The 20,312-nt window shown below is 59.6% G+C and carries 14 protein-coding genes and 3 pseudogenes; 4 read left to right on the top strand and 13 right to left on the bottom strand.

Features of this window, described 5'->3' with window-relative positions:
* Nucleotides 1–47: 47 nt before the first annotated feature.
* The 3 genes and pseudogenes from D3M70_RS34150 to D3M70_RS10885 form a co-directional block, all read right to left on the bottom strand.
* A pseudogene (locus D3M70_RS34150) lies at nt 48–200 on the bottom strand (hypothetical protein); the annotation flags it as partial.
* A gap of 1 nt (nt 201) precedes the next feature.
* Nucleotides 202–2,153, bottom strand: a 1,952-nt coding sequence (locus D3M70_RS10890; protein ID WP_256659815.1) for a 3-hydroxyacyl-CoA dehydrogenase NAD-binding domain-containing protein, incomplete at its 3' end; no start/stop codon positions are given.
* Between the two features lie 85 nt (nt 2,154–2,238).
* Nucleotides 2,239–3,444, bottom strand: coding sequence for an acetyl-CoA C-acetyltransferase (locus tag D3M70_RS10885; RefSeq protein ID WP_120125777.1), 1,206 nt, complete (start codon nt 3,442–3,444; stop codon nt 2,239–2,241).
* Between the two features lie 631 nt (nt 3,445–4,075).
* Between D3M70_RS10885 and D3M70_RS10880 the strand changes: the two genes are divergently transcribed.
* Both D3M70_RS10880 and D3M70_RS10875 read left to right on the top strand, forming a co-directional pair.
* Nucleotides 4,076–4,447, top strand: coding sequence for a rhodanese-like domain-containing protein (locus tag D3M70_RS10880; protein ID WP_120125776.1), 372 nt, complete (start codon nt 4,076–4,078; stop codon nt 4,445–4,447).
* A gap of 23 nt (nt 4,448–4,470) precedes the next feature.
* Nucleotides 4,471–5,262, top strand: a complete 792-nt coding sequence (locus D3M70_RS10875; RefSeq protein ID WP_120125775.1) for a cytochrome c — start codon at nt 4,471–4,473, stop codon at nt 5,260–5,262.
* A 111-nt stretch (nt 5,263–5,373) separates the two neighbouring features.
* Here D3M70_RS10875 and D3M70_RS10870 read toward each other — a convergent pair whose 3' ends face one another.
* From D3M70_RS10870 to D3M70_RS10840, 7 genes are all read right to left on the bottom strand, one after another.
* On the bottom strand, nt 5,374–6,222 hold the full coding sequence (locus tag D3M70_RS10870) for a transglutaminase family protein (protein ID WP_120125774.1): 849 nt from the start codon (nt 6,220–6,222) through the stop codon (nt 5,374–5,376).
* A complete protein-coding gene (locus tag D3M70_RS10865; RefSeq protein ID WP_120125773.1) occupies nt 6,219–7,178 on the bottom strand; it encodes an alpha-E domain-containing protein in 960 nt (319 codons plus the stop codon). Before D3M70_RS10865 ends, D3M70_RS10870 begins: the two co-directional genes overlap by 4 nt.
* A 12-nt stretch (nt 7,179–7,190) precedes the next feature.
* A complete protein-coding gene (locus D3M70_RS10860) occupies nt 7,191–8,600 on the bottom strand; it encodes a circularly permuted type 2 ATP-grasp protein (protein WP_120125772.1) in 1,410 nt (469 codons plus the stop codon).
* Nucleotides 8,601–9,138: 538 nt separating this feature from the next.
* Nucleotides 9,139–9,477: a ribonuclease E inhibitor RraB gene (locus D3M70_RS10855; RefSeq protein ID WP_120125771.1), complete on the bottom strand. Its 339-nt coding sequence runs from the start codon at nt 9,475–9,477 to the stop codon at nt 9,139–9,141.
* Between the two features lie 252 nt (nt 9,478–9,729).
* Entirely contained in the window at nt 9,730–9,966 is a 237-nt protein-coding gene (locus D3M70_RS10850; RefSeq protein ID WP_120125770.1) for a hypothetical protein, read from the bottom strand.
* A gap of 185 nt (nt 9,967–10,151) precedes the next feature.
* Nucleotides 10,152–12,221, bottom strand: a complete 2,070-nt coding sequence (locus D3M70_RS10845; RefSeq protein WP_120125769.1) for an LTA synthase family protein — start codon at nt 12,219–12,221, stop codon at nt 10,152–10,154.
* A 315-nt stretch (nt 12,222–12,536) separates the two neighbouring features.
* Nucleotides 12,537–12,938: an NUDIX hydrolase gene (locus tag D3M70_RS10840; protein WP_120125768.1), complete on the bottom strand. Its 402-nt coding sequence runs from the start codon at nt 12,936–12,938 to the stop codon at nt 12,537–12,539.
* A gap of 579 nt (nt 12,939–13,517) precedes the next feature.
* Here D3M70_RS10840 and D3M70_RS34145 point away from each other — a divergent pair.
* Together D3M70_RS34145 and D3M70_RS10825 are read left to right on the top strand one after the other, a co-directional pair.
* Nucleotides 13,518–14,708, top strand: a pseudogene (locus tag D3M70_RS34145) (AvrE-family type 3 secretion system effector); the annotation flags it as partial.
* 1 nt (nt 14,709) lies between these two features.
* Nucleotides 14,710–18,360: pseudogene (locus D3M70_RS10825) on the top strand (AvrE-family type 3 secretion system effector); the annotation flags it as partial.
* 64 nt (nt 18,361–18,424) lie between these two features.
* On the opposite strand, the gene D3M70_RS10820 reads toward D3M70_RS10825, so the two are convergent.
* The 3 genes from D3M70_RS10820 to D3M70_RS10810 all read right to left on the bottom strand — a co-directional run bounded on the left by D3M70_RS10820 (nt 18,425) and on the right by D3M70_RS10810 (nt 19,876).
* A complete protein-coding gene (locus D3M70_RS10820) occupies nt 18,425–18,616 on the bottom strand; it encodes a PLDc N-terminal domain-containing protein (protein ID WP_024688144.1) in 192 nt (63 codons plus the stop codon).
* A gap of 131 nt (nt 18,617–18,747) precedes the next feature.
* The gene (locus D3M70_RS10815; protein ID WP_120125764.1) at nt 18,748–19,272 is read right to left on the bottom strand and encodes a hypothetical protein; all 525 of its coding nucleotides are present in this window, start codon (nt 19,270–19,272) and stop codon (nt 18,748–18,750) included.
* Between the two features lie 67 nt (nt 19,273–19,339).
* Complete coding sequence (locus D3M70_RS10810; RefSeq protein WP_120125763.1) at nt 19,340–19,876, bottom strand: ankyrin repeat domain-containing protein; 537 nt, start codon at nt 19,874–19,876, stop codon at nt 19,340–19,342.
* Nucleotides 19,877–20,312: the final 436 nt, after the last annotated feature.

Here is a 20,312-nt window from a genome sequence, read left to right as displayed (position 1 = left end):
GCCGGCAAGCCGTGCTGCTACAAGGCCGATTTTTCCTAACAAGGGGGTCAGAAAAGCGTGTCGTTCAGCGCTTTCTCCAGCAGCAACGCTGGCGGTTCGAAACGCTCGCCATAATGCTCAGCCAGGTATTGCGCCCGGGCGATGAAATCCTTGAGCCCGTACTGGTTGATGAACTGTAAGGCCCCACCCGTCCACGCCGGNGTGGTCGAACGCAGCACGCCCTCCTCGACACAACGTACGGTCTCGATGGCCTGAATGAACAGCAGACGGTCACGGATCTCTTGACCGGCAATCTGCGCCCCAGGCTTCTCGAAGCGGGTTTTGAGCTCCGGCCACAGGTGTTTTGGCGCGCCCTCGGGGTAATCGTAGAATCCGCCACCGGCGGCCTTGCCAGCACGCTTGTATTCGTTGAGCATCAGGTCGATCACCGCGGTGGCCGGATGATCGACCACGGTTTCCCCTTGCGCTTCCAGATCCTTGCGCGCCTGCTGACGAATGTGGCTCATCAGTCTCAGCGACACCTCATCCGACACCGCCAGCGGCCCGACGGGCATCCCCGCCTTGCGCGCCTCGGTTTCGATCATCGCCGCCGATACACCCTCGCCCAACATGGCAATGCCTTCGTTGGTAAACGTGGCGAACACCCGCGAGGTGAAGAACCCGCGCGCGTCATTGACCACGATTGGCGTCTTGTTGATCTGCTGCACGAAGTCGAAAGCGCGGGCCAGCGTCATGTCGTTGGTGCGCGCGCCCTTGATGATTTCCACCAGGCGCATCTTGTCCACCGGACTGAAGAAATGCATGCCGATGAAGCGTTCCTGACGGCTGACCGCCGCCGCCAGCCCGGTAATCGGCAGTGTCGAGGTGTTGGAGGCGATCACGGCATAGGGTACGACCACTTGCTCGGCGGCGGCGCTGACTTGCGCCTTGAGTTCACGGTCCTCGAACACGGCTTCGATGATCAGGTCGCAGCCTTCCAGATCGCTGTCGCGGCCTGTGGTCTTGATCCGGCCCAATACCGCATCCCGCTGTTCCGGACGCATCCGGCCATTGGCGACCTGCTTGTCCAGCAGTCGTACCGAATAGTCCTTGCCCTTCTGCGCAGCAGCCAGATTGACGTCCTTGAGCACCACATTAACGCCAGCCAGCGCCGTGACGTAAGCAATCCCGCCGCCCATCATCCCGGCACCGAGAATCCCCACCTTGCGCATGTGATAGACCGGTGGGGCCTTGGGTCGGGATTCGCCGGCATTGAGTTCGTTGAGTTGAAACCAGGTGCCGATCATGTTCTTGGCGATCTGGCCAGTGGTCAGCTCGGTGAAGTACCGCGCCTCGATCTTCTCGGCGGTGTGGAAATCCACCTGGGCGCCCTCTACCGCAGCGGCGAGGATCTTCTCCGGGGCGGGGTAACAGCCCTGAGTTTTACTGCGCAGTATCGACGGGGCAATCGCCAGCATTTGCGCGATCTTCGGGTGCGAGGGGCTGCCGCCTGGAATCTGAAAGCCTGGTCGATCCCACGCCTTGCTCGGCGACGGATTAGCCAGAATCCATTCCCGAGCCTTGATCAACAAGTCCTCGGCATCGCTGGCAACCTGATCCACCAGACCGGCCTTGAGTGCCTGTTGCGTGCTGAGCGTTCTGCCTTCCATCAGCAACGGCAGCGCCTTTTCCAGACCCAGCATGCGCACCAGCCGCACCGTCCCGCCACCACCCGGCAGCAAGCCGAGCGTGACTTCCGGCAAGCCAAGACGCACGTGCTTGTCATCAAGGGCAATTCGTTGATGGCACGCCAGGCACAACTCCCAACCACCCCCCAGTGCCGCACCGTTGATGGCAGCGACCACCGGTTTGCCGAAGGTTTCCAGCGCCCGAAGCTGTGCTTTCAAATCCAGCGTCATCTGGTAAAACCACAGGGCGCGGGAGGTATCGACCTTAATCAGCTCGTTGAGATCGCCGCCGGCAAAGAAGGTCTTCTTCGCCGAGCGGATGATGACGCCGGTGATGTTGTCTTTGTCCGCCTGTAGCCGTTCGAGTGTTTCACCCATGGCCTGACGGTAAGTCTGGTTCATGGTGTTGGCCTGCTGGCCGGGCATGTCCAGAGTCAGCGTGACGATCTGATCGGGGCCGATTTCATACTGGATGGCGTCAGTCATGCGGTCGTTCTTCCTGAAGCTGTTTTTAGAGTGAAAAGGCGGCACATTAAAAAGCGGCCTATAGACAGCGAGGCGCAGCCCGCGCTCAAACCCGTTCGATGATCGTCGCAATCCCCATGCCACCGCCAACGCACAGGGTCGCCAGGCCGTAGCGCAATTGTCTCGCCTCAAGCTCGTCGAGCAATGTCCCCAGGATCATGCAACCGGTGGCGCCCAGCGGATGCCCCAAGGCAATCGAACCGCCATTGACGTTGACCGTGTCCGGATCGACGCCCATGTCCTTGATGAACTTGAGCACGACCGAAGCGAAGGCTTCGTTGACTTCGAACAGGTCGATGTCTTCGACCTTGAGCCCCGCTCGCGCCAATGCCTTGCGTGTGGCAGGCGCCGGGCCGGTGAGCATGATGGTCGGATCGGTACTGGTGACGGCGGTCGCGACGATTCGCGCCCGCGCACGCAGGCCCAGTTCCTGACCTTTTTGCGCGGAGCCCAGCAACATCAGCGCCGCGCCGTCGACAATGCCGGAGCTGTTGCCAGGGGTGTGAACGTGCTCGATACGTTCGACATGGCTGTACACCCGCAAAGCGGTGGCGTCATAGCCCATCTGGCCAATGGTTTCGAAGCTGGGCTTGAGCTTGCCAAGGCCTTCAAGGCTGGAGTCGGCGCGAATGAACTCGTCATGATCGAGCAGCAGCATGCCGTTCTGATCCATGACCGGGATCAACGACCGCTTGAACGCCCCGCGCTCACGGGCGCGAGCGGCCTTTTGCTGCGATTGAAGGGCAAAACTGTCGACGGCGTGACGGTCGAATCCTTCCAGCGTCGCAATCAGATCGGCACCGATGCCTTGCGGCGTGAAGTGGGTGTGCAGGTTGGTTTGCGGGTCGAGCACCCAGGCGCCGCCATCGCTGCCCATTGGCACCCTGGACATGGACTCGACGCCGCCCACAACCACCAGATCCTCGAAACCGGAACGAACCTTCATCGCCCCCAGATTGACCGCTTCCAGGCCTGACGCACAAAAACGGTTGACCTGCACCCCCGCGACGCTGATCGCCCAGTCGGCCACCAATGCAGCGGTCTTGGCAATGTCAGCGCCCTGATCCCCCACTGGCGTCACGCACCCCAATACGATGTCATCGACCTGGCTGGTGTCGAGCTGGTTGCGCGACTTCAACGCCGTCAGCAGCCCTGCCACCAGGTTCACCGGCTTGACGCTGTAGAGCGCACCGTCGGGTTTGCCCTTGCCGCGCGGTGTGCGCAAAGCATCAAAAATAAACGCGTCGGTCATCGTGTTCCTCGCTGCCTTGCTGATGTTTTTATTCTGCTGACACCATAACGGTCATGTGCAGGGTTTCAATGATCAAAGTGCTCATCTGACTTGACTGTGGTGAAGGGTAGCCGGTTGTAGGAAGTTTCGGACTCGGACGAACGGTAGTGAGCTACCGGACATGAATCGTTTCGCCTGAACGTGTCTAGCAAGGGAGTGTTACATGCTAGCCAAAGGCTTTATTCCCATTCCTCCTAACCAAATAGAATTATTCATACCAAACCGATCTAAGCGGCCCCGCACGTGAGCTCTAAGGTTAAGTCTGTAGCAGTGGCGCCATAAAAAAGATTCTTCCAGCGCCATGTCACCGACCCGATGGTCAGGACACCTGCTCTTTCGCTTTCACCTTTGCCAGCTGCCGCTTCCTTCTACAACGAAGACGGTGAGCTTTTGTCGCTCAGGAATAACAAAAAAAGGCATGCGCCATGTTCAAACATTCGAAAGTACGTCAAGCCGGACTGATAGTTTTCGCCACCACTCTCTTGCTGATTTTGCCGAACCTGACCCGTCTGTTCGGCTGACCTTTCCAGAGGCGCTTGCGACAGGCCGCATTTGTGCCACCCTTTGTGTAGCAATGCACAGAGGTAGGCGCATGCGTCAGTGGCTGGCAGTTTTCGCACTGAGTCTCAGCGTAGCGGCACAGGCCGGGCCTGTTGAACAAGCCCAGGCCGTGGCCGCAATCAAAGAAGGCAAGCTGGCCATCGATGTTCGCAGTCAAAGCGATTACGACGCCGGCACGGTACTCAACGCTGTGCGGGTCGATGATCGACGCCTGGTCAATCAACTCAAGCAAGTGATGACCGATCGCAACCTGGTCCTGGTTATTTTCAGTTCCAGCGACGTTCGCGCGGGCAAGGCGCAAGATAAGCTGATGAAAGCCGGTTACACCAGTATCATCAACGGCGGTTCCTATGACGAACTGCACAACGCGCTGTACGACGTCACCGACGATCCTGCGGAGTAACAACCCTCTTGCGCTCATTTCTGATGCTGGCCAGCGTCCTGCTCGCCCTCCCCGCTTATGCTGCCCAACTGACTCTCGACCTTGCCAACGGCTCCCGCACCTGGGACACCGCGCAACTGCTCAAGCACCCGCAAGCCAGGGACATCGAAATCCCCGACGATGTTTCGTACAAACGTGCGATGCATTACCGCGCCGTGCCCGTGGCGGTTTTACTGGAAGGTGTTTCTGACGGCGATCATCTGCAGGCCGTCGCCACCGACGGTTTCGCCGCCGAGATGCCTGCCGGGCCATTGCTGCAGAAAACCGGGTCTCAAGCCTGGCTGGCCATCGAAGACCCGGCGCAACCCTGGCCGGGCCTCAGCAAAGACAAGCCTGGTGCCGGGCCTTTCTATCTGGTGTGGACCCACCCTGAGGCGAGCAAAATCAGCCCTGAACAGTGGCCGTACGCGGTAGGCAGGATTCGGCTGCTGGCTTCGGTGGCCGAGCGATTCCCTGACATGCTGCCTGATCCGAAGCTGGCCGCTGACGATCCGGTGAACAAGGGATTGGCGCTGTTCCAGAAGAACTGTTTCGCCTGTCATCGCCTCAATGGCGCAGGTGATTCTCAGTTGGGGCCGGACCTGAATATTCCGCACAACCCCACCGAATACTTCGCGGCGGACTATCTGAAGCTGTACATCCGCAATCCGCAAAACCTGCGTCAGTGGCCCCAGGCAAAGATGCCGGCGATCACGCCAGACGTGCTATCGGATGAAGAGTTGGTGGAGGTGGTGAGTTACCTGCAGCACATGGCGGGTCGCAAAGTCACACCGTAACTGGACTGTAGGAGCGCGCTTGCCCGCGATTGCGGTCTGTCAGCCGATGAAGTGGCGGCTGATAAATACAATCGCGGGCAAGCGCGCTCCTACAGCATGCACAACTGCCGCTCAGGACTGACGCTGCACCTGCATCTGCACCACCGGTGCCGGCGCTGCAACCGCCGGCGTTGCCACTGGCGCGGTCGGGGAGACCACGACCTTGGCGTGCATCTGCTCGCAACCACCGCCACGGCGCATGCCCCGCACCGGGCAGGCGTCCAGATAATCCAGGCCCACCGCCAGTTTCAAGTGCCGCTCCGGAATCGCCAATTGGTTGGTCACGTCGAAGCTGTACCAGGCGTCGTCGATCCACGCCTCGGCCCAGGCATGACTGGCCAGATGCTCGCTGCTTTCGCTGTACAGATAACCCGATACGTACCGCGCCGGCACGCCTAGGCTGCGCGCACAGGCCAGAAACGCATGGGTATGGTCCTGACAGACACCGGCACCGTTGGCAAATGCCTGCGCGGCGCTGGTGTCGACGGCGGTCGAACCCGGGGTGTAGGTGATGTGCTGATTCAACGCCTGCATCAGATCGATCAAGGCATTACGGTCGGTGCGCTTCTTGGTCTCTTTGGCGGCAAAGGCGCGAATGGCCTCGTCCGCTTCGGTCAGGCGGGTGAAACGCAGAAACGGCAGCGATGACTGGCTTTCATGCTCGGCTTCGCGCTTCTCGTCGATCTCGACCTGCCCGCGCGCGCCGATGACGATGGCTTCATGAGGCTCGTCCATGGTCAGTACATGCAGGATATTGCCGAACGGATCGACCTGCGCACGCACCGGACGCGGTAGCGCCAGTTGCCAGCTGAGCACCTGCTGACGCTCGCTGTCATGGGGAGTCAAACGCAAATACTGGATGCTGGCGCGGACCTGATCGTCGTAGTGATAAGTGGTCTCGTGGCTAATTGAGAGTCTCATGCAGCCTCCAGATAAGAAGTGTGAATGACGTTACCGAGTTGGGCCAGCAGCGGAATGAATTCGTTCAACCATTCGTGCAGGCCTTCATCCAGGATTTCGTCGATGCCGGTGTAACGCAGACGCGCATCGAGTTCGGCCGCCAGGCGTTGTGCGGGTCGCCCGTTGGCGCCGGGCAGGCTGGCCAGAATCATGTCCAGCTCTTCGAGACAGGCGCGCAGCGAACGCGGGATATCGGCGCGTAACAGCAACAACTCGGCGACCTGACGGGCACCCGGCGCGTCGCGATAAACCTCGGTGTACGCCTCGAACGACGACAGCGCACGCAACAATGCGCTCCACTGGTAATAGCCGGCCGCCGAACTGTCCGCCGCCGCGTTGGCTGAAGGCCCGCGCAGTTCAAGCATCTCGTAACGGGCATCGAGCATGCGCAGGGTGTTGTCCGCGCGCTCGATGAAGGTGCCCAGGCGAATGAAACGGAACGCATCGTTACGCATGATGGTGCCGTAGGTGGCGCCGCGAAACAGGTGCGAACGCTCCTTGACCCATTCGCAAAACCGGCTCATGCCATAACGGCTCAAGCCCTGTTCGGCGATGCCGCGAATTTCAAGGTACGTGGCGTTGATGTTTTCCCACATGTCCGCCGTGATGCGCCCACGTACTGCGTGAGCGCTGGCCCGCGCCGCCGCCAGACAGCTGAAAATGCTGGCCGGGTTGGTAGCGTCCAGGGCGAAGAAATGCAGCAAGCGCTCGGCGTGCAGCTCGCCATGGCGCTCCAGATAATCGTCCAGGGTTCCGGTGATCAGCAGGGGCATGGCAATCTCGTTGAGACCATCCCCGCGTCCGTCCTGTGGCATCAATGACAGCGAGTAACTGACGTCCAGCATCCGCGCGAGGTTTTCCGCCCGCTCCAGGTAGCGCGACATCCAATATAAATCCGAGGCAGTTCTACTTAGCATTGGCAGGCATCCTTAATCCTCGACCACCCAGGTGTCCTTGGTTCCGCCACCCTGCGACGAGTTGACCACCAGCGACCCTTCGCGCAATGCGACGCGGGTAAGGCCGCCCGGCACGACGCGGGTTTCGCGGCCAGCCAGAACGAACGGGCGCAGGTCGATGTGTCGCGGGGCGATGCCGTTCTCGACGAAGGTCGGACAGGTTGACAGGGACAAGGTGGGTTGTGCGATGTACGCGTGTGGCTTGGCTTTCAGACGAGCGCGGAAGGCTTCGATCTCGGCTGCTGTCGCCGCCGGACCGACCAGCATCCCGTAACCACCGGAACCTTGAGTTTCCTTGACCACCAGATCGCCGAGGTTGGCCAGCACGTGGGACAACTCCTCGGGTTTGCGGCACTGCCAGGTGGGGACGTTTTTCAGGATCGGCTCTTCGTCGAGGTAGAAGCGGATCATGTCGGTCACGAACGGGTAGACCGACTTGTCGTCGGCAACCCCGGTGCCGATGGCATTGGCCAGCACCACATTGCCCGAGCGATAGGCCGAGAGCAGACCCGGCACGCCCAGCATCGAATCTGGATTGAACGCCAGCGGATCGAGGAAGGCGTCGTCCAGACGGCGATAGATCACGTCGACGGCCTTGGGCCCGTCCGTGGTGCGCATGAACACCCGGTCGTCACGCACGAACAGATCTGCGCCTTCCACCAGCTCGACACCCATTTCCCGTGCGAGAAACGCATGTTCGAAGAACGCGCTGTTGAAGCGACCGGGCGTCAGTACGACCACGCTCGGGTTGTCCAGCGGGCTGGAGCTTTTCAGCGTGTCGAGCAGCAGATTCGGGTAATGATCGATGGGGGCGATGCGTTGCGCGGCGAACAATTCAGGAAACAGTCGCATCATCATCTTGCGGTCTTCGAGCATGTAGCTCACGCCGCTGGGGGTGCGCAGGTTGTCTTCGAGGACGTAATAAGTTCCGTCGCCATCGCGCACCAGATCGACTCCGGAGATGTGCGAGTAAAGGTCTCGATGAAGATTCAGCCCCTGCATCGCCAACTGGTATTGCTCGTTGGCCAACACCTGCTCGGCGGGAATGATTCCGGCCTTGATGATGCGCTGGTCGTGATACAGATCGGCGAGAAACATGTTCAGCGCCTTGACGCGCTGAATGCAGCCGCGCTCGACCACACGCCATTCACTGGCGGGGATGCTGCGAGGAATCGTATCAAAGGGGATCAGACGCTCCGTCCCCTGCTCGTCACCGTACAGCGTGAACGTAATCCCGGCGCGATGAAACAAAAGATCGGCCTCACGCCGACGCTGAGCCAACAGCTCAGGTGGCGCTTCGCCCAGCCAGCGGGCGAATTCCCGATAATGCGGACGGACAACGCCGCCAGCATCGTACATCTCATCATAAAAGGTGCGGATCATGCCGTACTCCTTGTCACCATGGACACAAGGGCCTTCGCAAGGCCCGTGCCAGCGGCATAAACGCTCTGAAATCAATGGGTTGAATAAAACCGCAGAAGCTCTCGCACCATTCCTGTGCAGGATGCGCCCTCACCCATTCTTCTACGCTTCATAGAGAAGCGTCCCGCCACTGAAAAAACTATTACCAGCATAGCCAGAGTTGATTTCCCGCCGGGAGTTTGTTTCCTGATAATCGCGCCATCGACGCAGATAACCCCGCTCCAGACTGCACAAGCGATGTTCCTGCCTCACCGGACTTATCAACGAAATTCCCTTTACGCCGCTCACACCCGAGCGGCTTTTTTTTGCCCTGTTTTAGGGGCAAGTCTGAGCGACGGCCTTATGGCCTCCGTAGCCCCTTGGCTCGCCTTGCCCCGTAGCAGCACGGCTTGCCGGCGGCAGCGATCTGAAGACCGTCACCTCCGGCAAGCCGTGCTGCTCGAAGTGTCACTTCGGAAGGCAGGTTCACATCAACGTTTTTTCAGTGCCAACTAACCAATCAGTGAAGCCGCTTGATCTCCTGCTTCACGCCCCAGCCCTCTACTTCGCCGTCCAGCCCCAGGATCGCGGTCTGAAAATCCTGCTCGAAGTCCCCTATTCCGTCGTAAGTGGCGTACATCAGTTTGCTCAGTTGCAGGTGCCACGCCCCGTCCTCTCGGGCGTTTATCTGGGTATTGAGGGATTCACCGCGAAATTTCTCGGCGGCCTGACGCGCGCGCTCCTCATCCGGGAAAACGGCATAAAACTCGATGGGATGTATACGTGCGAAGTCGAAACCGCCCTCTTTCATGCGGCGCAGTACGTGACTGCTGATGTCTTCCTGGTAGGTCGTGCTCATGAAACGTCCTCCTATGCAACGATAGATAGAGTTTCAACGATCCCGAAATGCCCTCTCGTAAGGAGCATCAAGCGACAGGTCATCTGTCGCCTGGGACTCAAGCATGTCGCTGACAAGGCCGGTGGCGCTATTACAAACCGGGCATCTACTCGCGAGCTGGCTCGGATAGATGCTACACCGGCCTCGATTGCAGACTACGCCCATTACTGGCGTGTTGCCAATTGGTAGACGGGGCCGATCGGCAAGACTTTTTCATGAAGCCTCGACGATGGAAATGATCTGTACCGCGTTCTGTTCCTTGAGTGTCTTGACGGTCGGTTCCTGCGTTCGACCCTCCAGGTCATTGAGATCAAGTTCATGGGTGACCGGGAACAGGCGCGGACGCAGGCGCTGTGCGGCCTCCTCCTCACTGGGACGGTGCTCGAGTTCAAGATCGAGGGTCTGCTGCACACCTTCTTTATCCAGAAACGAAATAGTCCAGACTTTCATCAATGTCTCCTCAGTCAGGCCGTGAGCCGGCCTACCAAAATCGGACTGTGCTTTTCCGGCATTCGTTCAACGTTTCTGCCGGTGCTGAAATCAAGCATTCCGGCCAACGCCCAGCCCCCAAGGACGTCTGCGCAACAAAAAAAAAGAGGCCCCAAAGGGCCTCTTTTTTTCATGCAGTCAACAACCTAAGGCTTGGCGTCCTTGACCCCCGCTGTGTTGTCCAGAAGGCTCTTGGTCCCCGTCTGCAGGAAGCTGTCGAGCTTCTTGCGCAGCTCAGCCACGTCCGGAGCATCGGGCATCACTTCAGCGTGTGGCGTGCGTCCCAGCTCATAGCTGTAAACCTTGGGCTCCATCTCCTTGGGTTCGATCAGGATCCGGTTGCCCGTCACCAACGCCACCGTCTGCTCGCTACCGGACGGCTTGATCACACCAAAACCCAGATCCCCCGCTGGCAGGTTCAACAGATCGCGGCCCCAGCACTGGTGCACCGTGTCGCCACCCAGACGACCCATGATGGTCGGCACGATGTCGATCTGAGTACCGACGATGCTGCTGCGTTTGCCGAACTTGTCCTGCAGGCCAGGCGCGATCATCAGCATCGGCACGTTGAAACGGCCCAGGTCCATCTCGGTGATCTGCTCGTTGTTGCCGAAGCCGTGGTCGCCGACGACCACGAACAACGTGTCCTTGTAGTAAGGCTCTTTCCTGGCTTTCTCGAAGAACTGCCCCAACGCCCAGTCCGAATAACGCATGGCCGTCAGGTGCTCATCGAGCGAGCCGTGACCGGTCACGCGCTCCACCGGCAAATTCGCTGGCAAGGCGTAAGGCGTGTGGTTCGACAGGGTCTGCAGCAAGGCATAGAACGGCCTGCCCTTGGCTTCGCGAGCCTTCAGCTCCTCGGCACCGCGGTCGAACATGTCCTGGTCGGAAACACCCCAGGTCGGGTCGGAGAACACCGGATTGACGAAGTCGTTACGGCCGATGAAGTTGGTCATGCCCTGGTTGCTGAAGAAACCGGACTGGTTGTCCCAGGCGAAATCGCCGTTATAGACATAGACGTCGTCGTATTTGCGCGCGCTCAACAGTTGCGGCAAGCCCGACAGTTTGTGGCTGCCTTCCGGCGTCTGCATCAGGTATTCGAAGCCCGGCAGGTTCGGGAAGCAGGCCATGGTGGCGAACATCCCCTGATGGGTGTGCGTGCCGTTGGAGAAGAAGTGGTCGAACAGCAGACCTTCTTCGGACAATTTGTCAAAGTACGGCGTGATGTTCGATTCATCGCCCAGCGCCCCGACCGAGTGGCCGGCGAAACTCTCCATCAGGATGACGACGACGTTCTTGATCGGCAGCGTGTTGCTTTCAGGCGGCGTGAACGCTCGGCGCACCGCAGCCTTGTCCGGATCAACCAGCTTGTCATTGGCAGTCAGCAGCATGTCGCGCACGGTCTGTTGAGCCTGCGGCTGTGGCAGCGTGGCTTTCCAGATATTGTCGCGATCTTCGGACATCCGGCTCTTGGCGGCAGCGATCAGTGTCAGCGTGCCGTTCAGGCCCAGGGTGTTGGCGAAGTTCGATTCGGTGGTGTAAGCATCACCCCAACGCAACGGTGGGCCCTGACGCAGGGTGCCGCGAGCGGCGATGACGGCCACCAGCACGCAGACAACGAACACGGCAATGCGCGTGTACCAAGGGGCGACGGCGCGATTGCTGGAACTGCTGACGTTGAAGCCGCCGCGCGGGCGGGTCACGCGGTCGATACCCTTGAACACCAGACTCAACAGCCAGGTCAGCAACGCCCACGCCAACAGATAGCGAACCACCGGATAGCCGTACCAGATCATACTCAGCACGGTTTTCGGGTCTTCCTTGACGTACTGGAACACCAGGCCGTTCAGGCGTTGGTGGAATTCGCGATAGAAGTCCATCTCCATCAAGCCGAAGAAGGTGGTCAAGCTCGCGACCAGAGTCAGCCAGAAACGGAACACCCCACGAGCGGCCATCATTCGCGCACTGAACAAGGCCAGCAGCAGCGGGATCAGGATATAGACCACCAGGCGCAAATCGAAACGCAGGCCATTGGCGAACGCCTCGATGAACGTCGAGGCCGGCGTTGCGCCGATCCCTTCACGGTTGTAGACCAACAGCGCAACGCGCAGCAGGGTGTACAGCACCATCAGCGCCAGGCCGCTCAACAGCGTATAAGCCAGGTGCGATTTGACGGTGGGTTGCGGCGTGCGCGCCGGGGCGTCCGTTTTGGCCATGTGTTGTAGGATCCGTTGGATTCAGGTTGAAGTTCGAAAAAGCCTGTGCGACCGCAGCCATCGAAACGCCGGCGCGGGTCGCGGGGGGCAAATATTACGTGATCGTCGGTCGTTTACCACCAATGCACCGCATTCTTCATGGTCAAGCGGGGTAAAAACCTGGGTTGCGTTCAGACGAGCGCGAGAAGCGACGCGGATTCTCACGAAAAAACAGTGAAAATTCCGTTGTTTTGGCGGGGTTCTAATATTTGCTTACAAACACTGGGAGAAAGCGCGCAGACCGCGTTATCCACCGGCGCGCCCTGCGGCCCTGCTTCATAGATCGCCGGCGCACCGCTTGAGCAGATCCCGAATCGGCTCTCGCACATTGCGTTTGCTCAAGTCCTTGCGGCTGATCCACCGGCAATCCTCGATTTCGTTACGCGGACGCGGCTTGCGGGACAGCGTCCGGCGAGCCTCGAACAGAAAATGCACGACATTGTCCTGCCTGTACTCGGAAACATAGGCCAGTCGATCGAAGCTGAGCCCCGTCTCCTCGGCCATCTCCCGCTTCGCTGCCTGCAGCGGAGTCTCCTCTGGCTCAACCCGCCCACCCGGCAAATTCCACTTCGAATGGCGCTTGCGAACGAAGAGTATGTCCCCATCCCGGCGATAGATCACCGTAGCGCGGCGTTTCAAGCCTTTGTGTTTCGCAGTGCTGGCTTGCGAGGCACCCATAGGTCATCCCGTTGGCAGTGACATAACGTCGTGAGGAAATCCGATCAGCTTTTACGGCGCTCTCACCATCCTGACCCTGGAAGGTGTCGGTCTGATGACGGTGTAAATCGGTCATGTGCGAGGACCTATCGGCGCCCGCGCAGAAACCTTGACCCCTGCTGGCGGGGACAGTTCCTGCGGTAGTTGAATGCGCGGGCGCAGATGTATCGGTGGCTCCCGGGGCCAGCGGGCATGCGCATGGCGACCGGTTTCCGAAAAACCGGAACCCAAGCGCAGGAAACCGCCACTCAGCCGTCATGACACCATGACTACAGGCGGCTTCCATTATGTTGACTCCCTCCACCTCCCGGCCGGTATCGACGGCAAGTGTCAGCCATACCGCTCACGACGACCTAGCAGGAGCAACAGTCAATCAACGCACCGGGACTACGCCGCAACTCGCCTCCGGCAGCACGTCATTGGCCAGGCTGGGCCGCAGCGCCAGCGTCGATCTTTCATCGGCGAGGCAACGTCGCGGGCAGGATTCGCGCATGACACCTCGCACGCTCCGGCATGTCCAGTCTGCTCCGGGCAGANCGTATGCCGGAGTCGGCGGGTGGTTTGTCGCTGGACCAGATGCTGGAACAGCCAATGTCCGAGCAGGACATTCTGGAGAGCATGCAGCACGCGGCGCCCAGTCGATTCCGCCAGCAATTGAACGAAAGCCTGTCACCCCGCCCATTGAACCGACAATCGAGCGAAAGCCTGTCACCCCGCCCGTTGAGCCGACAATCGAGCGAAAGCCTGCCCCCCCTTCCATCGAGCCGGCAATCGAGCGAAAGCTTGACACCCGGCCCATCGCGCCGGCAATCGAGTGACAGCCTGTCCCCAGCTCCATTGAAAGCGCCAACCATGACCATGGATTTGCAGGATCAGCGTCTTCAGATGGGATCGACGCCCCTCGATCACCTTGTACAAGCCGTATTGGGAAAACCTGAAAACCGCTTTCAGCTCGTCAACAAGGAGCACCATCTGCTGCTCGATACCCATAAGCGTCTGCTCCATGCCCATGCCAGTCCCGGTGCGATTACCTTGCTCAAGGCAAGCGTACCGCTGGAAGGGAAATTGCCTGAGGAACGTGCGTCGATACACTTAAGGGAGGGTGCGATCGAGATCGGGGCTGACTCTGCATCGGCACTTGGAACCGGCTTGAAACTGCCCGAGTCGGGGCAGTTGGCCGCCATCAGTGGCGTGCATGAGGGCCATGGCAAACACTGGCGCACTGACGACAAGAAGCTCTATCAGTTATCGGCCGCCGGTTGGGAGGCCACGGATGCCAATCGCGATTACAGCAGCCTCCACAGCCTGGGAAAGGATGCCGTCTTGGGCATCGACAGCGATGGCAAGGTTCGTCCGCTGTTGAACCCGGATCAACCATTGGCCTTTGTCCACAAGGCCAGTGACGTGGCGAAAACGGCCAGTGGCGATCATCTGGCGATCACCAAACAGGGCAAAACCTTCACTATCGAAACACTGCCGGCGCAAGGCAACAGTCAGGTTCAGGCCTTCGCGATTTCAGGGCGTGCGGCGCCGTTGGGAAGCGGCGATGAACCCAAAGCCATTGCCGTCGCCGGCAGCAGCGTGTTCGTCGCAACCGCCAATGGCAAGTTGTTGCGCGCGGACCTGGAGCAACAACCGCTCAGCTTCAGCCCGGTTCGCGAACAACCTGCCCTGTCTGCCAAGTTAGGCACGCATCGGTTTACCGGCCTGTTCACCGACAGCAATGGCTCCNCACACGTGTCCGATGCTGGATGGCTCACACGCCACACCCTCGTTTCAACCGGGATGGAACATCACTCAGGCGCTGACTCTGGAAAGCCGACGCGGCTTGCCAGACGCCACGCCACAGCCCCACGAACAACTGCATTTGCCCAATGGCAGCCTCGCCCTTCACGACAAACAACTCATGCAGCTCGACGCGCGTACCGGGTTGTGGAAAAAGGCAGCGGAAAAAGACCTGCAACATGTCCAGATGGGTCAGGACAAGAATGCCTACATCGTGACCAAGGATGGCGAGGTCAAACCGCTGGTGGTCAACCAGCAATCGGCGAGTCATCTGTTCAACGACGGCCCCGATCTCAACCTGCCGGGGCGGACCACCGAGATCAAGGCGGGATCTGCGATGCCCGGCATGGGTGGCATCAAAGCGGAAAAGATTGCGGTACTCAACGATCAACGCTTCGTGTCCTTGAGTGAAGGCAAACTGCGGGTGCATGACCAAAGGCGCCCTCGGCTTCAGTTGCCGGCCACGCCTGACAATGCGCCGACCACCTCCTTGGCCACCGGAGGCAAGGACCTTTATGTCCTCAGTGGCGGCAATGTTCACCGCATGGAAGGGAAAACCTGGTCGTCGAACGACATAACCCCGATCAAAGGCGACGCCTGGAAAACAGTGCCACTGGAAGGTCTGGGCGGCAACCAGATCACGGCCTTGCGCACCGGGAGTGACGGTCACTTGCTTGCGCAGACCGCCGCTGGCGAATTCGAGCTGAAGGATCAAAAGTGGGGTCCGGCTGGCGAGAGCAAACCGAAGGCGCTTTCCGATCACGGGCGATTTGTCGCCCTGGAAGACCGCGAAGCCTTGTTTGGCGTGCCTACCGTCGGGCACCTGCCCACACTCGGTCCGGGCGCGAAGTTCGACACCACTGTCTTCGGGCGAGGCAATGCTCAGCAACTGCACGCCGAGGAGCTGGCGCCGACGCAGATAGGGTTCCTCAAGGCGCACCTGCTGCCCAGCAGCTTGAGAAAGACACCTGCGATGATGAAAGTCGCCGGCGACTACGTCGAGCATAAATATCGAGGCCGCGCCGGGCTGAGCGAGGTGTACACCGCTCAACAACAGGCCCTTGCCGATTTCGATGCGGTCCGTAGCACCCACGCCGGGACACCGCCGACGCAGTCCCTGGACGTACGCATCGACGCCCTCAAAACCAGGCATGCCGACCCCGAGACCCAAGAGCTTCTGCAGCTGTTCGAGTGGCTGGGCAAAGAAGTCAGCGACAGCACGCACCAGCACTTGCGCACACTGGGCGAGCACTCACCGGGCATTGGCCTGAGCTCCCGTAACCCGCTACGGCCCAACAGCGGCCCAAATCCTGGGTATCGACCTTCAACACGTGTACAGGACAACTTCGTCGATCAGATGCACGATGTCTTGCAAAACGTGGGGCTTGCGGCGGACAGCCCGACCCGCAAGCTGCTTGGTCAATTGCAAACTTCCGGCGCGGTGGTCCCGCGCTCCTCCAGCCCATTGCCCGGCAGCCGTCGCGACGCACATGACGACATGTCGCTGGTCAAGGCGCGCCTGGCGCACAACGTTGTGCTCCTGAACGACATCAACGCTCAACTGACCGCGTTGGAGCAACACCTGAACGCCCCGCCTCAGACGCAGGAGCATGTCCCGACGGCTGCGAATAACCCGCTCGAAACCGCTGCGAAGAACCTCGCTGAACTGCACAACCAGAAGTGGGGCAACAATCAGCTCAAGCGGCTGACTGACGCCGGTTTCAACAATCACACGCAGCTTGAAGCCGACTATGACGCGCTCAAAAGTTTTCTGAAGTATCTGCGCAAGGACCATCACCCGGTGTCGATGAATCTGCGCCAGGCACTGGATACCGATCAGGGCGGAATCGGCGCAAAACTGCTGGACGCGATACGTGAGCTTGAGCCCAGAGAAAACATCAAGATCAACCGTGTCTACAGCGGTGGCGGATCGGCCACCCTGGGCTTCGATGCCGGCATCGCCGTCGTGGGGCCGAAATTGAGCGTTGACCCAGAGCGCACCTACGCAATAACACTGACGCGTTATGACCGCGGCATGAAAGTATCGATTGGCCGTGACGGCGCCCTTACCATCGGCACTTCCATGATCGCAGGCGGTGTGAAGTCCACAGCCGATGCGGGCAACGCGGGCAACGTACCGGGAAGCACAGAGGTTCACAGCTCAAGCCCCGGTTCCGATCACAAGCAACACCAGACTATCGGCGGGCGCTTCGGCGGCTCGGTCGACATCAAAAACAAGTTCACCCAGACCCAGGCCATGAGCTTTTTTGTGCGCGAGGATGAAATCGACGATTTCATTACCGACCTTACGACCACGAAACTGCACAGCAGCAAGACCAACGCACCGGATACGCTGCGGCCAATGGCACTGATCGAGCGCGGGGTCGAGCATGAGGTACGAACCGGAAAGAAGTACAACTTCGATCTGGAGGCATCCGCAGCCGCGGAGTTCCGTGTCAGCGTCGGGCAGACCAAAGCCAAACCCGTCTCCGGTTTCATGCGGTTTGGGGCCGGGCTCGTGGCCACTCAGGCACTGCTGAGTACCGAACGCCAACGCACCTCTGGCCGGGGCGACGACGGTTTGAACACCAGGATTGAGAGTGACAACCGCCCCAGGGTGATGGAGCAGACCAAGCTGACCGGATACGCACGCCTGTTTGACACGGCATTCGTCGCCCAGCCGGATGGCGCGTTCATCTCGGGCGGTGTCCCTACCGGGATCAGCGCAAGCCTGGTGCTGAACGCCAAGACGGGCAAGTCCTTCGACTCACGATTCAAGGCCGCCGTTGCTCCCCAGCACAGTGAGCTGGACAAGCTTGCGAAAAGTCTGAAAGAGGCGTTTCCCGACGTCGAACCGCCCGACGAGCCCGAGGGTAACGACAAGCCCGGTGTAGACGCACGCTTCAACGCCCTCACGAGCACCTACGCCGGTCTGACCCAAACGGATGACGATGCTCAGTACGCCGCGCTCAAAGACTTGAGACAGATGCAACGTCAGGTGACTGCGGCCCGCAATGGCGGCGTTCTGATGACCATGATGGACATGACCGTTACCCACAACAACGTCAGCCGTATCGCCAAAGCGAGTAACGCCAAGCGGGCCGTTGATTGGGCCACGCAATGTTTCCGTGAGGCGAACCCCGGCAACGCGACCTACGTACAGAAGTTCATGGCAGAGGACCCAACCCTCAAACAACTGCTCGAGACCTTACAACAAGGCTCCGGCACCAAGGCCGAAGTCAACCTGGAGTTGCGTGACGAGATCAAGGAGCAGATCGAAACGGCAGCAGCAGATGGCACCCTCACGGACACAGAGCTCCGAAAACTGGCCACCGATCGCAACAACCTGCGCATCAGCAGCATCGCCGTATTCAAGGCCGCCACCAAGGACGACTCCTTTGTGCTTCCCACGCCGTGGGTCAATTACAGCAGTAGCACCAGCCTGAGTGTCGAGCGGTTGCAGGGCGAGGTGACGTTCGAATATGGCAAGGACCCACTCACGCCGAAAACCTTCAAGGTCAAAGGAGAAAAATCGCAGAGCAACGACGGTTCAGCAAAGCAGATGGGGGGCGAAGACGAACAATGGGTCCAGCGCTGAACGAAAAACGCCCGGTTGCAGGCATGCAACCGGGCGTTGGTGTTCTGAAGCCTCGAGCAGCAGTCTAGATGCGGACGTTGCCTCGCGGACCTGCGATGGCCCAGATGATCAGCCCCAGGACCGGCAGGAGCACGATCAACAGAACCCAGAGAATTTTCATTCCGGTTTCGGCGCCGCTCTTCAAGACATTGATGATGGCCCAGATATCGAGGGCCAGAATGATCAATCCAACCAGACCATTAAAGGTGGAACCCATGGTGTCGCTCCTTATTGAAGGCTTGCTCACTTAGGAGTCATGGCGCGCGACGAGGGTTCCGTTGGTCGGGAGGGATATTTCCGAATGTAAACCTGCGCACCTGATCGGGCAGCGGGTTTCCCTTCAGGCTTCTAACCCTGCGCCTTGAGCGCCTCGAGCGCAGGTTCGATAAGAATCCCCAGCTCGACGCCCAACTCCATCACGCGCGCCTGATCACTGCCGTACACCAGCACGGTTTGCAGTTCGTCATCCAGAGGCTCGCTCAGGTTCATCAGCACGTAGCCGCCGTTTTCCTTGTTCATGCTGCCGAGTTGAATCTGGATACGGTTCAGCGCTGTCAGCGGTTCGGTCTTGGCCAGTTGTTTGGGTTTGATGTTGAAGACGACGCCGGGACCGAACGACGCCGTGATTTCGCTGAAAAGGTCCATATAACTGTCGGCCTGAAACATGACGGTTTCGGGCAGACTGCCGACCACCACCCATTCTCCCAGCGGGATCGGGAAGCTGTCGTCGTAGTTGATATCGGGGTTTGCAGCGAGGAAGCCATCGGGGTCGGCGTAGGCCTGAGCGGCTTCGTCGGCAATCTTTACGATTTCCTCGTCACTCATGCAGCCGGAGCTGATCTTGCTGATGAATTCGATGAGTGAAGCTTTCATGCGCGCTGATCCGGGGGAAAAAACAAGGCGCGAAGGATAGCCGGAAATCCCTCGCGCCTCTATCGCTTCAGACGCCCAGACGGGTCAACTGGTCGGCGGTCTCGGTAGCGCCCATGGTTTGAGCCGCCATCAAGGGCGTCACGCCCTTGGCATCCTTGACGTGGGGGTTGGCACCCTTGGAAATCAGATAGTCGACGATGGCGGTACGGTTGAACATCGCCGCCATCATCAGCGCGGTGCGGCCATCAGCCGAAGCGCCTTCGACGTCCGCCCCGCCCTCCACCAGAGCTCGCACCACCTCCAGATCGCCCTTGAAGGCGGCGCCGGCGATGGGACTCTGGCCGTTATCGTTGCGAATCTCGGGATCGGCCTTGTGTTTGAGCAGGACTTTCACCGCTTCCAGGTGGCCGTGATAGCTGGCCAGCATCAGCAGGGTATCGCCCTTGTGGTTGCGCAGGTTGGGCGTCAGGCCGTTTTCTAGCAGACGATCGAGCATCTGCGCATCGCCTGCGCGGGCGCGGTCAAACACCTGCTCGGCGAATTCGAGCGCCTCGTCGTCCGTCATGCGGGTGGCAGACCCTGGGGTATTCGGGGCGTCAGACATTCCATTACTCCTGTAGCGCCGTACGAAGGCGCGCTTGATCGATCAGTGTCCGGCGAAAATCTCAGAGCCACGCACAAGTGGTCAAGTTCCGCCTGAAAAAAGCAACAATGGCAGCTCGGAGTGCTGTCCGGCCAGAAAAGGTTTTTGATCGTCTTCATAGCCTTGCGCCGCTTGTCACCACGGCGAAAAAAACTTCGTCACAGCCTGTAATAAATCCGGGATATCGCTGTCTGAATATTCGACAGCGCCTCGTTTTACCCCTTCCTCGCCCCCTCCCCTCCGGCAAAATGCAGGACGCCCGAAAGGCTTTCATGCAAATTGCACGAAAACAAAAATCGACCTTATCTATAACTTGTTGATTTTTAAGCTCTTTTTAGAGACGCCAATACTGGCACAGTCACTGCACTAGTCCTTCCAAGCTTGTTATCACTGAGCA

It is taken from the genome of Pseudomonas sp. LS-2, assembly GCF_003605735.1.
Lineage (GTDB): Bacteria > Pseudomonadota > Gammaproteobacteria > Pseudomonadales > Pseudomonadaceae > Aquipseudomonas.
This window is presented reverse-complemented; position numbering and strand designations above follow the sequence as displayed.

Bases quoted from the DNA above. Each gene is read 5' to 3' on its own strand.
- D3M70_RS10815 (WP_120125764.1), bottom strand. From the start codon at position 19,272: ATGAAAGCTTCACTCATCGAATTCATCAGCAAGATCAGCTCCGGCTGC.
- D3M70_RS10860 (WP_120125772.1), bottom strand. From the start codon at position 8,600: ATGATCCGCACCTTTTATGATGAGATGTACGATGCTGGCGGCGTTGTC.
- D3M70_RS10850 (WP_120125770.1), bottom strand. From the start codon at position 9,966: ATGAAAGTCTGGACTATTTCGTTTCTGGATAAAGAAGGTGTGCAGCAG.
- D3M70_RS10845 (WP_120125769.1), bottom strand. From the start codon at position 12,221: ATGGCCAAAACGGACGCCCCGGCGCGCACGCCGCAACCCACCGTCAAA.
- D3M70_RS10865 (WP_120125773.1), bottom strand. From the start codon at position 7,178: ATGCTAAGTAGAACTGCCTCGGATTTATATTGGATGTCGCGCTACCTG.
- D3M70_RS10880 (WP_120125776.1), top strand. From the start codon at position 4,076: ATGCGTCAGTGGCTGGCAGTTTTCGCACTGAGTCTCAGCGTAGCGGCA.
- D3M70_RS10855 (WP_120125771.1), bottom strand. From the start codon at position 9,477: ATGAGCACGACCTACCAGGAAGACATCAGCAGTCACGTACTGCGCCGC.
- D3M70_RS10840 (WP_120125768.1), bottom strand. From the start codon at position 12,938: ATGGGTGCCTCGCAAGCCAGCACTGCGAAACACAAAGGCTTGAAACGC.
- D3M70_RS10875 (WP_120125775.1), top strand. From the start codon at position 4,471: ATGCTGGCCAGCGTCCTGCTCGCCCTCCCCGCTTATGCTGCCCAACTG.
- D3M70_RS10810 (WP_120125763.1), bottom strand. From the start codon at position 19,876: ATGTCTGACGCCCCGAATACCCCAGGGTCTGCCACCCGCATGACGGAC.
- D3M70_RS10820 (WP_024688144.1), bottom strand. From the start codon at position 18,616: ATGGGTTCCACCTTTAATGGTCTGGTTGGATTGATCATTCTGGCCCTC.
- D3M70_RS10870 (WP_120125774.1), bottom strand. From the start codon at position 6,222: ATGAGACTCTCAATTAGCCACGAGACCACTTATCACTACGACGATCAG.
- D3M70_RS10885 (WP_120125777.1), bottom strand. From the start codon at position 3,444: ATGACCGACGCGTTTATTTTTGATGCTTTGCGCACACCGCGCGGCAAG.